The following is a 12192-nucleotide window of genomic DNA, read 5'->3' as shown; positions in this document are numbered from 1 at the left end:
AGTTTATCCTCTGTGGATGAGTGCTAGCGCTGGGCTGCTCAGGGTCGCCCCCAGCTCTGCCGAGATGTTTCTATATCTAGTACAACCCTGGTCGGGCTTGAAGACAAGGTTCTTACAAAGCTAAGCAGGAAACTTTCTAAAGAAAGAATTAAAGAAATTGTTGTTTCTATAACTTCTTTCTATTCTATTTTTATATTAGGGGGAGTATTTGTTATTCCTTTCTTCTATTCTCGGGATTTTAAAGGGAGTATATTTATAGCTGTATCCTCAAATAGTGATGAGCCTCACTCAATCATTCTCGAAATAGAGATAGAAGATGAAAAGCTTTCATTTTTCATAGAAGTTCTAGGAAAGAATATTCTTGTTGAGGTATCAACCGGTAGCGAAAAACTCCTAGAAATCTTTAAAGAAACTCAAAAAGATTTAAGAAAAATAATTGAAGAGGAAGGATTTTCTATAGTATCACTATCTTTCAAGAAGGATGACAAATTTCTTGAGGAGAAAAAACAACAGATCTTTAAACGGTTTGGTAGTGGAGTTGCCATTGATTCTTTAGCTTGAAATTAAAAATTCTGGAATAAACTTCCTAATTTCTTTAGAAAACTCTAAGTTTGGTTTTTCCAATATAAGTTCCAACATAGTCCTGAGATTAAGTGAAACTATAAAATTTTCTCCTTCCTTTGAAATTTTCAAAAAAGGTTTGTCCATAACTATCTCAAAAAGTTCTTCTTTGAAAGAACCATCTACTTTAAATGTGAATGAAGCGTGTTCTACTACTGAAAGATGCCCCATTCCCACAACACGTTTTATTAACGCTTTATCTTCTTCCTCTGAAAACTTAGATAATAGTTCGTCCAAAGGCAGCCCGGAATAACAGACCCGAGCTGCTGTAGCTATAACTTTTAGCATATCTTCTGTCTGAGAGATGAGAGTAATCCCCATTAGTACTTTCCTTCGTATTTAGCCATAAACTTCTCTACTCTACCTCTTACAACCTTTTGCTTCTGACCGCTACCAGTGAAGAATGGGTGACAAGCATTGCAAACTTCAACTTTTATTTCTGGGAACCTTGTGGATCTTGTAACCCAAGTATTTCCGCATGCACAGATAACTCTTGTTTCTCTGTATTCTGGGTGAATTCCCTTTTTCATAAATTACCTCCTTGTTATAATTCCAGTTAACTTTTGCGTTAGGAAAGTTTAATTTAGACCCTAAAAGGTGTCAAGTGGATTTAGTAAACCTTTTAGAAGGAACTAAAGAACTTATAAAATCCCATCCAGACCTAGCCTGCTTTTTTCTTTTCCTGTGGGCATTCCTTGAAACAGGGCTTCTCTTAGGACTTCTTCTACCTGCTGAAAAAATTCTTATAGTTGGGGCTCTTCTTGTTTCAGATGGAACCATATCCCCTATAAGCTTTTTAATCTGTGGAACTCTAGGAACCTTTATAGGTTATACGGCAACCTATTTTATGGGATACTATATCGGCGAAGAAGTTTTGGAAAAGAACCTTAAAAGGTTAGGACTTTCTAAAGAGGATTTTCTAAAAACCAAAAAATTTATAGAAACTAAAGGAGAAATATCTTTACTCTTTGGAAGATTTCTTCCAGTTGTTAGACACCTTCTTCCTCTTGTTATAGGAACATTTAGACCTCCTTTAAGGAAATATACCTTCTTTAACTTACTTGGAGCTACTCTCTGGATCTCTTCGTATATCCTTATGGGAAACTTGCTTAAAGCCTTTTTTTCATTTATTATTACCCATAAACTACTCGGTGTAGGAATTTTAACTATTCTTCTTTCATTCTATTTAGTTTGGAGAAAGTATGGAAAGAATAAGAAACTGTTTTGAACAATTAAAGGAGAAAGGAGAAAAGCCACTTATAGTTTATGCTACAGCTTGTGATCCTAACTGCCAAGAATCGTTGGAAGTTTTTAAGATTATCCTTCGTTATGCCGATATGGTTGAAATTGGTATGCCGTTTTCAGATCCGTTAGCTGACGGTCCAACTATTCAGAAAGCCCATGAAAGGGCGTTGCACGCTGGAGCAACTACAAAAAAAGTTCTAGACCTTGTAAGAAAAATAAGGGAATTTGAACCTGAAAAGCCTATACTTCTTATGGGATACTATAACCCCATTTTTGTCTATGGAGAGGAAGAATTCATAAGAGACTCCTTGAAAGCTGGAGTGGACGGGTTTATTGTTCCAGACCTTCCTCCAGAAGAGGGAGAAGATTTTGCAAGAAAAGTAAAATCTATGAAGCTTTCTCCTGTTTTCTTAGCTGCTCCGACAAGTACTGATGAAAGAGTTAGAAAAATCGGAGAAGTTTCTGGAGAGTTTATATACTACGTTTCTGTAACCGGCATTACTGGTGAAAGGGAAGAACTTGCTTACGAAAGTATAGAAAGGGATATAGACAGGATAAAGAGAATTACGGGAAAAAAGGTTGTTGTAGGTTTTGGCATTGCAAGTGGAAAACATATAAAGAGTATGTATAATAGTCCTGATGGGTTCGTAGTTGGTAGTGCAGTGGTTAAGAGAATAGAAAAGAGAGACTTTAAAGGGCTGGAAGTCCTCTTAGAAGATCTGAAAGAGGTAACAAAACTTTTTTAAAGATTGGAGGAAAAATGTTTGGTATTGGAACTCAAGAGCTAATAATAATTTTGGTAATTGCGCTTTTGATATTTGGTCCAAAGAAACTTCCTGAACTTGCAAGATCTACAGGAAAGGCTATCAATGAGTTTAGAAAAGCATCTTCGGGTCTTTTAGACGAGGAAGAAAACAATAAGAAGGATAAAGATAATGAAAAAACTACTGTAGCTGAAGCTAAAAAGGAAGAAGTCGAAAAAATAAAGGTTAAGGAATAAAGACATCAAGATGTCGAAAAGAAAGGTTTCTCCTGAAGAAGAATTACCGGTAAGTGAACACATAGAGGAATTAAGGCAAAGGATTTTTAAATCAATAGCCGCTATTGTTATCGGTTTTCTAGTAGCTTGGCCTTTTAAGAAGGATATTTTACTCTTTTTGGAAAAACCTTTACCTCTAGACCTTAGAGGAAAGCTTATTTTCCTTTCTCCACCAGAGGCTTTCTTTACAGCGCTGAAAGTCTCTTTCTTTGCAGGAGTATTAATAGCTCTTCCTTTTGTCCTTTATCAAGCTTGGAAGTATATAGAACCTGCTCTTTACGAGCATGAAAAAAAGTTCTTCATTCCGTTTGTATTTGCATCAATCTTTTCTTTCTTTACAGGCGCTTCCTTTGCATACTTTGTAATTCTGCCCTTTGGGCTAAGATTTTTACTTGGTTTTATGGATGACCTTTTAACCCCGCAAATTACTGTTGGTAGTTATATATCTTTTGTTATCCAGATGATACTTGCTTTTGGGTTTGTATTTCTTCTTCCTGTAGTAGTATGGTTGCTTTCAAAATTAGGAATAATAAATTATCTTTTCTTAGAGAGAAACAGAAAATATGCTATACTGATAATATTCACATTAGCAGCTGTTTTAACTCCTCCTGACGTCTTTTCCCAAATAATGATGGCATTACCCCTTCTTGGTCTTTATGAACTCAGCATATGGATAGCAAAGGTTGCAGCTCCAAAAAATCACATCTAAACTAACAAAATTTCGGAGGATTCTGTATGGCGGAAAATACTATTGAAGGATTGACTATTGATAAGCTCCAGAAAATGAGCATTTTTGACCTCAGGAAAATTGCTAAATCCTTAGGAGCGGAAGTAAAGGGAGCAAAAAAGCAAAAACTTATAAAGCAGATTTTGGAGAAAAATGCAGAAAGAAGAGGTGCTATCTTTAAAGTAGGGGTACTGGAAGTTTTACCTGACGGTTTTGGTTTTTTACGTTCTCCAGAGAATAATTATTTACCGAGCTCTGACGACATTTATGTATCCCCTTCTCAAATAAGAAAACTCGGACTAAAAACAGGAGATACTATCGCAGGAGAAGTTAGACCTCCAAAGGAAGGAGAAAAGTATTTTGCCCTTTTAAAGGTTGAAGCTGTGAATTGGGAATCTCCAGAAATTTTAAAAACAAGACCCCAGTTTGACCAACTAACCCCTTTACATCCAACAGAAAGGTTTAGACTGGAACACGATCCCTCAGAACTTTCAACAAGGGTGGTGGATCTTATTACTCCTTTCGGTAAAGGGCAAAGAGGACTTATCGTTGCTCCCCCAAGAGCTGGAAAAACAGTTCTTTTACAGAAAATTGCAAATGCAATAAAGACAAATTATCCGGATACCTACCTTATAATCCTCTTAATTGATGAACGTCCAGAAGAAGTTACAGATATGAAGAGAAATACCCTTGCCGATGAAGTTATTAGTTCTACCTTTGACGAGCCTCCAGAAAGACATGCGCAGGTTGCAGAGATAGTAGTAGAAAAGGCAAAAAGGCTTGTTGAGCACAAGAAAGATGTTGTAATTCTTTTGGATTCCTTAACAAGGCTTGCAAGGGCTTATAACACTTTAACTCCGCCAAGTGGTAAAATCCTTTCTGGTGGTATTGATGCTCATGCTTTCCATAAACCAAAAAGATTTTTCGGAGCCGCAAGAAACATAGAAGAGGGTGGAAGCCTTACAATTATTGCAACAGCTCTTGTTGAGACAGGAAGCCGTATGGATGATGTTATCTTCGAGGAATTTAAAGGAACTGGTAATATGGAGATAGTCTTAGATAGGCAACTTGTAGAAAGAAGAGTTTTTCCTGCAATAAACATCCAAAAATCTGGAACAAGAAAAGAGGAACTCTTAGTTTCCGAATGGGAACTCAACAGAATGTGGATACTCAGAAGACTTCTAACTTCTATGTCCCCAGTAGAATCCATGGAATTCTTACTTGAAAAACTTAGAAAATATAAAACCAACGAAGACTTTTTAAAGGCTATGAACGCGTAAAGGACTGATACCATGAATGAGCTAATATACTATACGTTCTTAGAGAGTGCAGACACCAAAAGGGCTTTTATAGAAGAAAACAGAGAAAAAATCTATAAAGTTTTTTTAGAAATAGCCAAAAGGATAAAAGAAGGAAATAAAATTCTCCTTTGTGGAAATGGTGGTTCAGCCGCTGATTGCCAACACATAGCTGCAGAACTTGTTGGAAGATTTGGTATGGAAAGAAAAGCTCTTCCTGCGGTAGCTCTTACTACCGATACTTCAATCCTTACAGCAGTTGGAAACGATTACTCCTTTGACACAATATTTGAAAGACAAGTGGAAGCATTAGGAACTAAAGGAGATGTTCTCATAGGAATAAGTACCAGCGGGAATTCAAAAAATGTCATTAATGCAGTTAAGAAAGCTAAGGAATTAGGCCTCTTAACTGTTGGTTTCTCCGGAAAAGACGGGGGAGAGTTATTAAAGATCGCTGATCATTGCTTTGTAGTTAAGAGTTTTTCAACACCTAGGATTCAAGAGGTTCATATAACTCTTGGTCACGTTCTCTGTGATTTCATAGAGAAGTACATTTTCTCCTACGAAAACTATTTCCCCTCCTCATAGGGAGGGGAGTAGCATCATATCCACCCAAAGAGAAAATCCTGCTAAAATTCAAGAAACTTAAAGGGAGGTCTTTATTATGAAAATAGGAAAAGCTATTAGAATGGAAAGAATTATCAACAGAGAAACAGGGAACACTGTAATTATTCCTATGGATCACGGCGTTTCTATGGGACCAATTTCGGGGATAATAGACATTAGAGATTCTATTGATAAAGTTGCAAATGGTGGAGCTAACGCTGTAATAATCCATAAAGGGCTTGTAAGACACGGACACAGGAAAGGAGGAAAGGACGTAGGACTTATAGTTCACCTATCAGCAAGTACAAGTCTTTCTCCAAAACCAAACAGTAAAGTTTTAGTTTGTAGCGTAGAAGAAGCTATAAAGCTTGGAGCTGATGGTGTTTCTATTCACGTAAATCTTGGAGATATCAACGAAGACAAGATGCTTGAAGACTTTGGAAAAGTTTCTGAAAAGTGCTTAGAGTGGGGAATGCCGCTTGTTGCTATGATGTATGCTCGTGGAGAACATATTAAAGATCAGTTTGATCCAGATGTTGTTGCCCACTGTGCAAGGGTTGCAGCAGAACTTGGGGCAGACATAGTAAAGGTTGCTTACACAGGAGATACAAAATCTTTTGAAAAAGTTGTTGAAGGCTGTCCAATTCCTGTTGTTATCGCTGGTGGTCCTAAAATGGACAGTGATATGGCCATCCTTGAGATGGTTGAAGGTGCAATGAAGGCAGGAGCTAAGGGAGTTTCTATTGGTAGAAACGCTTTCCAACATGAAAACCCAGAAAAAATTGTTAGGGCAATTGCTGCTATTGTTCACGAAGGTATTTGTGCAAAAGAAGCTGCTTATTACTTAGAATAAGGGGGGGAGTTCCCCCCTTTAATTTAAATCAAAACTGATAACCTTTATTTCTGTCATTTCCTCAATAGCAAAGTGAGGCCCTTCTCTTCCAATTCCACTTTCTTTCACTCCACCATAAGGCATCTGATCAACTCTAAACGTTGGGATCTCATTAACCATTATTCCACCGCATTCGACTTCACAAGAAAACTTAAAGGCATTTTTGAGGTTGTTTGTAAATATTCCAGCTTGAAGTCCGTATGGAGAGTCGTTAACAGCGTTTATTCCTTCCTCTATTGAGGAAACCTTATTAACAAGAATAACGGGACCAAAAACTTCTTTTCTAAAGAGCTTAGCTTCACGGGGAACATCTACAACGATTGTTGGTTCTATTAAAGTATCGGAAAGTCTTCTTCCTCCACAAACAACTTCTGATCCCAAAAGTTTTGCTTCTTCTATCCATTCCATAATCCTATCTGCTGAAGCTTTATCAATTACAGGGCCAATATCAGTATCTTCCTCTTTTGGGTCTCCAACTTTTAATGTCTTTGTAAAATCAATAATCTCTTTTACGAAGTTTTCAAAAAGCTTTTCGTGGACGAAAACCCTTTGAACAGAAATACAAACCTGGCCTGCAAGAGCAAACCCACCTCTTGCAACCTTTTCAGCAATTTCTTTTAACTTGGATTCTTGGTCTTCGTCTACGTAAACTCCAGCATTTGAACCAAGTTCCATTGCATACTTCTTTAAACCGCCTCTACTCATAATTATCTTTCCTGTTTCAACACTTCCCGTAAAAGTAATCATTCTTACGTTTTCGTTCCTAACAAGGGCATCTCCTGCTTCCTCTCCGTATCCAGTTACGACGTTTACAGCCTCCGCAGGAAACCCTGCTTCTATTAAAGCCTCAGCAAGCTTTATTACAACGAGGGAGGTATTCTCAGAAGGCTTTATTATTACGCTATTTCCAGCTGCTAACGCTGGGGCAACCTTATGGCATGTAAGGTTTAACGGAAAGTTGAAAGGAGTAATACATCCGATAATACCAAGAGGAACGCGTCTATAAAAACCTACTTTGTTCTTTATCCCAGGTGCAGCATCAAAAGGAACTTCTTCACCTAAGACTCTTTTTGCTTCTTCAGCAGCTAAAGTTATTGTGTTTACCGCTCTACCAACTTCTGAAAGAGCTTCCTTTATTGTTTTTCCAACTTCTAAAGTCAAAATCTCAGCAAACTCTTTTGCTCTGTTTGATATTATCCTTGCTGCTTTTTGAAGACACTGATATCTTTCATAAGAGGACATTTTTTTCATCTTTTCAAAGCCAATCTTTGCTGCCTCAACGGCAAGAATTACATCTTCCTCTTTACCCCTTGGAATAGTTCCAACTAAAGACCCATCATAAGGAAAATGGATCTCGATTTCTTCCTTTCTAAAAACCTTCTTTCCAGCAATCAACATATAGCCTTTTATCATCCTATACCCCCAAAAGAAGTCTTGCAGCTAAGTATTCCGGAAGTCCTGCTTTTAAAATAGATTTTGCAGCTGATCTAATATCATATTTTACCCTTCTAAAATAAACGGTGCCGTCTTCAAGTATTAGAAACGAAGCATCAGGTCTTCCGTCTCTTGGTTGTCCAACACTTCCCGGATTTATCAAGAACCTTCCTTTATCAATACTTACAACTGGACTCCTAACAACCTCTGGAATTCCCCCTTCCAGCTTGTAAACAATAGGTTTGTGAGTATGAGCAAAAAAGCAAACAGGCTTTGCCTGTCTTATCAAGCTATAGTAAGCGCTTTTTAGATTTGTAATGTACTCCATACTACCGGGAAAAGCTGGAGAGTCATGAACAAGGTGGAAATCAGAAGTTACTACCTGAATTCCTCTTCCCATTAAAAATTCTAAATTCTCGTCGGTAATAACATTCTTTGTCCATTTCAAAGATGCAGCTGCATATTTGTTAAGAACTTCTAAATCGACGAGGTTAAGTAAAGCAAGCTCATGGTTACCAAGAACAAGATGTTTACAGTTCTCTCTAATCCAATTTAAGCACTCGTTAGGGAACGCTCCGTAGCCTACAACATCTCCAAGGCACCATACTTCGTCTACTTCTTCTTTTTCAAGTTCCTTGACTACTTCAAGTAAAGCATGGATATTTGCATGTACATCGGCTATTATTCCTACTTTCATAATAGTAGAAGTTTATCACGAGGTTGAAAATATGAAAAACCTTCTACAGATAAGAAGCAATCTATTAAAAGCTGTAAGAGAATTCTTTGATTCACAAGGATTTATAGAAGTAGAAACTCCTATACTTGTTCCTTATGAAAATCCTGATTCGAACGTCGTAAATGTAAATGCTAACTTTCACGATTTGTCAGGGAAACTACACAATTGGTTTTTACACACCTCTCCTGAATTTTTTATGAAGAGAGTCGTGTGGCATGGAATTCCGAAAATTTACCAAATTACAAAGGTTTTTAGAGATGGAGAGGTTACAAACTTTCACAATATTGAGTTTACAATGGTTGAATGGTACAGGAGTAATGGTGACTATAGGAAAGGAATGGAAGAAACCTTTGAACTTTTAAAGCACTGTTTGAATACTATCGGGAAAAAAGAAATCTGTTTTCAAGGAAAAAAAGTTCTCTTTAACAACTTTATAAGCTTACCTGTTGAAGAAGCTTTTAAGGAGTTTGCTGGTATTAGAAATGTCCTAGATGAAGAGGAGGTAAAAGCTAAAGCAGAAGAAAAAGATTATGAGACAGCATTCTTTAAACTTTTAGTGGACAAAGTGGAACCCGCCTTGAAAAGGTTTAACCATCCTGTTTTCCTTTATGACTATCCAAAAAGTTTTTCTGCGATGGCTAAGCTAAAGGGAAACTTTGCTGAAAGATTTGAATTATATATTGCGGGAGTAGAACTTGCTAACGGTTATACTGAACTTGTAGACTATGAAAGCTACAAGATAAAGTTCTTAGAAAAAGGAAATAAAGCTGTAGATAAAGGCTTTTTGAATCTTCTTAAAGAGAAAAAATTATCGGACTGTGAAGGTGTTGCCCTTGGGTTTGATAGACTCGTTATGGTTATCTTGGACAAAACAATAGATGAAGTTATACCGTTTTCAACCAAGAAGCTTCTAAGAGAACTTAATCTCCCCAGTTTTTGATCAAATGAAACTCCTTTTTCACTAGAAGTCTTAGAGACCTTTCAACTACAAAGTCCACAAGGTGATTTATAGTTTTTGGCTTTGAATAAAAAGCAGGACATGCTGGAAAGACTATTCCTCCAGCATCAACTATCTTTAGCATATTCTCGATGTGTATTCTGTTTAATGGAGTTTCTCTAAGGACTAGAACAAGAGGTCTTCTTTCTTTTAAGCAAACATCAGCAGCTCTATGGATTAAGTTCTCAGTTATCCCGTTTGCAATATGGGAAAGAGTTCCAGCCGAACATGGAATAACTATCATTCCAAGAACTCGGTAAGACCCACTTGATGGAAGAGCAAAAAGATCATCGTAGTCAAAAGTTCTTACTTTTTCTTTAGGAAACTTTGAGAGAAATTCTTCTACTTTACTTTTAAGTTCATATTCAAAAACTTTCTTTCCTACTTTGGAGAAAATAACGTCAACGGCGTAGCCGTTCGAAACTAAAACTTCTACTGCTCTTTCGCCATATATAGCGCCACTTGCCCCAGTTATTCCCACAATAACTCTTTCCATGCTAAGAGATTATAATTGGTTTTAGACAAGTTGCAAATGAACCAAAAAGGAGGAAAAAGAAGAATGGAAAGACTTATAGAAAAAGCCTCTACCCTCTTAGAAGCTCTTCCTTATATAAAGAGGTTTTATGGTAAAACGATAGTTATAAAGTACGGTGGAAACGCCATGGTTAGGGAAGATTTAAAAGATGCCTTTGCTGAGGATGTTGTCCTCTTGAAATATATAGGTATCAATCCCGTTATTGTTCATGGTGGAGGCCCTCAAATTGGAGAGTTCTTAGAAAAGCTAAACATTCCAACGAAATTCGTTGGAGGAATGAGAGTTACTGATAAAGAGACAATGAACGTTGTAGAGATGGTTCTTGTCGGTAAAGTAAATAAGGAGATTGTGAAACTTATAAATTCCCATGGAGGAAACGCTGTTGGTCTTTCTGGAAAAGACGGTAATCTTATAGTTGCAGAAAAGATAGACTATAAGAAATACCTCACCGAAATCAAAGCTCCTGAAATTATAGATTTAGGTTATGTTGGAAAAGTTAAGAAGATTAATCCAGATATTATCAACAAACTTATAGAATCCAAATTCATACCTGTAATTGCACCAGTTGGAATTGGGGAAGATTTTGAGGCGTACAATATAAACGCTGATATCGTAGCAGGAGAAATAGCATCAGCTTTAAAGGCAGAAAAGCTTATAATGCTTACTGATGTTGAAGGAATAAAGGATGATGAAGGAAAGTTAATAAAGTCCACAAAACGCGAGGATCTTTCAAAACTCATAGAGGGTGGGGTTATTTTTGGAGGAATGATTCCAAAAGTGAAAGCCTGTGAGATAGCTTTAACTGGAGGGGTTAAAAAAACACACATCATAGACGGTAGGGTTAAACATTCTGTTCTTTTAGAGATATTTACTCAAGAAGGAATTGGAACAGAGATAATATGATAAATCATTAATATATTGCGTATAATATTTGAACTTGATTTATTAAGTATGTATAATAGCCAACGGTAATTTAAGAACCTTAATAAATCTAAGAGCTTTAATAAATCTTTTAGGGAGGTGCCGCGATGGACTTTGTATTACTGGTATCGCGACTTCAGTTCGCGATGACAGCCTTCTTCCATTTCATTTTCGTTCCACTTACACTAGGTCTTTCCACACTGTCAGCTATAGTGCTGACACTTTATTACAAAACCGGTAAAGAGATCTACAAAGAAATGGCAAAGTTTTGGGCTAAACTCTTTGCCATCAACTTTGCACTTGGAGTTGCTACAGGTCTTGTCCACGAGTTTGAGTTTGGTATGAACTGGTCCGTTTACTCAAGATTCGTTGGAGACATCTTTGGAGCACCACTTGCAATTGAAGGACTTCTTGCATTCTTTATGGAATCTACTTTTATTGGAGTATTCTTATTTGGATGGGACAAAGTACCAAAAGGAGTTCACCTTTTGGCAGCATGGTTATCATCTATTGGTTCAAACTTATCAGCTCTATGGATTTTGGTTGCAAACGGGTGGATGCAGCATCCTACAGGTGCAGAAGTTGTTAAAACCTTGGCAGGAAAAAGAGCCGAGATGACAGACTGGTGGGCTGTGGTATTTAACCCTGTAGCAGACGTTAAGTTCTGGCACACAGCCACTGCAGGTATGATTCTCGCATCAGTTTTCGTCCTCTCCGTACGTGCCTACCACCTTCTCAAGCACCAGCACGTAGAGTTCTTCACAAACTCTGCCTATATCGCCCTTATCTTCGGCCTCATCGCCTCAGTAGGCGAAATCATCATCGGTGATATCCACGCCCACGAAGTTGCAAAGACCCAGCCTACAAAACTTGCCGCAATGGAAGAACTGGGCGCATCCATCCGGACAATTCCCCGGGACGCCTGGTTCGACCTGATCTTACACAGTCACGACTACCCTGGCATGGTAGGGCTTTTCATTCACCCAGCGAGTAACCGTGATGTCATGGCGGGCCAGGGCACCATCGGCCTTGAAATCCTGGAAGATCTTCCGGACGTCAATGCTGTCATTACTCCGTTTGGGGGCGGTGGGCTCACCGCCGGCGTCGCCTCGGCGATCCAACTGCTTAAACCGTCCACCCG

General features: G+C 37.9%; 15 protein-coding genes. 10 read left to right on the top strand and 5 right to left on the bottom strand.

Annotated features, from left to right (window positions below):
• Positions 1-552 precede the first annotated feature (552 nt).
• Together ABGX27_06050 and rpmE are read right to left on the bottom strand one after the other, a co-directional pair.
• The gene (locus ABGX27_06050) at positions 553-942 is read right to left on the bottom strand and encodes an FAD-dependent thymidylate synthase (GenBank protein ID MEO2069059.1); all 390 of its coding nucleotides are present in this window, start codon (positions 940-942) and stop codon (positions 553-555) included.
• The gene (gene rpmE / locus ABGX27_06045; protein ID MEO2069058.1) at positions 942-1151 is read right to left on the bottom strand and encodes a 50S ribosomal protein L31; all 210 of its coding nucleotides are present in this window, start codon (positions 1149-1151) and stop codon (positions 942-944) included. The genes ABGX27_06050 and rpmE overlap by 1 nt, the downstream gene beginning before the upstream one ends.
• A 74-nt stretch (positions 1152-1225) precedes the next feature.
• Between rpmE and ABGX27_06040 the strand changes: the two genes are divergently transcribed.
• From ABGX27_06040 to ABGX27_06010, 7 genes are all read left to right on the top strand, one after another.
• Complete coding sequence (locus tag ABGX27_06040) at positions 1226-1849, top strand: DedA family protein (GenBank protein MEO2069057.1); 624 nt, start codon at positions 1226-1228, stop codon at positions 1847-1849.
• Entirely contained in the window at positions 1824-2612 is a 789-nt protein-coding gene (gene trpA / locus ABGX27_06035) for a tryptophan synthase subunit alpha (GenBank protein MEO2069056.1), read from the top strand. The genes ABGX27_06040 and trpA overlap by 26 nt, the downstream gene beginning before the upstream one ends.
• Before the next feature lie 14 nt (positions 2613-2626).
• Complete coding sequence (gene tatA, locus ABGX27_06030; GenBank protein ID MEO2069055.1) at positions 2627-2866, top strand: twin-arginine translocase TatA/TatE family subunit; 240 nt, start codon at positions 2627-2629, stop codon at positions 2864-2866.
• Positions 2867-2876: 10 nt separating this feature from the next.
• On the top strand, positions 2877-3614 hold the full coding sequence (gene tatC, locus ABGX27_06025) for a twin-arginine translocase subunit TatC (protein MEO2069054.1): 738 nt from the start codon (positions 2877-2879) through the stop codon (positions 3612-3614).
• 26 nt (positions 3615-3640) lie between these two features.
• On the top strand, positions 3641-4912 hold the full coding sequence (gene rho, locus ABGX27_06020; GenBank protein MEO2069053.1) for a transcription termination factor Rho: 1272 nt from the start codon (positions 3641-3643) through the stop codon (positions 4910-4912).
• A gap of 12 nt (positions 4913-4924) precedes the next feature.
• The gene (gene gmhA / locus ABGX27_06015) at positions 4925-5518 is read left to right on the top strand and encodes a D-sedoheptulose 7-phosphate isomerase (protein ID MEO2069052.1); all 594 of its coding nucleotides are present in this window, start codon (positions 4925-4927) and stop codon (positions 5516-5518) included.
• A 76-nt stretch (positions 5519-5594) separates the two neighbouring features.
• Positions 5595-6389 (top strand): 2-amino-3,7-dideoxy-D-threo-hept-6-ulosonate synthase, encoded by a 795-nt coding sequence (locus tag ABGX27_06010; protein MEO2069051.1) that lies wholly within the window; start codon positions 5595-5597, stop codon positions 6387-6389.
• Positions 6390-6407: 18 nt separating this feature from the next.
• Here ABGX27_06010 and ABGX27_06005 read toward each other — a convergent pair whose 3' ends face one another.
• Positions 6408-7841, bottom strand: coding sequence for an aldehyde dehydrogenase family protein (locus ABGX27_06005; GenBank protein MEO2069050.1), 1434 nt, complete (start codon positions 7839-7841; stop codon positions 6408-6410).
• A 1-nt stretch (position 7842) separates the two neighbouring features.
• Positions 7843-8559: a metallophosphoesterase family protein gene (locus ABGX27_06000; protein ID MEO2069049.1), complete on the bottom strand. Its 717-nt coding sequence runs from the start codon at positions 8557-8559 to the stop codon at positions 7843-7845.
• Positions 8560-8590: 31 nt separating this feature from the next.
• Here ABGX27_06000 and ABGX27_05995 point away from each other — a divergent pair, with 31 nt between their 5' ends.
• The gene (locus ABGX27_05995) at positions 8591-9538 is read left to right on the top strand and encodes an amino acid--tRNA ligase-related protein (protein MEO2069048.1); all 948 of its coding nucleotides are present in this window, start codon (positions 8591-8593) and stop codon (positions 9536-9538) included.
• On the opposite strand, the gene ABGX27_05990 is transcribed toward ABGX27_05995, so the two are convergent.
• Positions 9519-10091: a UbiX family flavin prenyltransferase gene (locus tag ABGX27_05990; protein MEO2069047.1), complete on the bottom strand. Its 573-nt coding sequence runs from the start codon at positions 10089-10091 to the stop codon at positions 9519-9521. The two genes, ABGX27_05995 and ABGX27_05990, sit on opposite strands and share 20 nt — an antisense overlap.
• A gap of 63 nt (positions 10092-10154) precedes the next feature.
• On the opposite strand from ABGX27_05990, the gene argB reads away from it, so the two are divergent.
• Positions 10155-11033, top strand: coding sequence for an acetylglutamate kinase (argB, locus tag ABGX27_05985; protein ID MEO2069046.1), 879 nt, complete (start codon positions 10155-10157; stop codon positions 11031-11033).
• Positions 11034-11158: 125 nt separating this feature from the next.
• A partial coding sequence (locus tag ABGX27_05980) for a pyridoxal-phosphate dependent enzyme (GenBank protein ID MEO2069045.1) occupies positions 11159-12192 on the top strand: 1034 nt, incomplete at its 3' end.

The organism is Desulfurobacteriaceae bacterium (assembly GCA_039832905.1).
GTDB lineage: Bacteria > Aquificota > Aquificia > Desulfurobacteriales > Desulfurobacteriaceae > Desulfurobacterium.
Note: the sequence above shows the minus strand (reverse complement) of the source record. Positions and strands in the feature narration are given on the sequence as shown.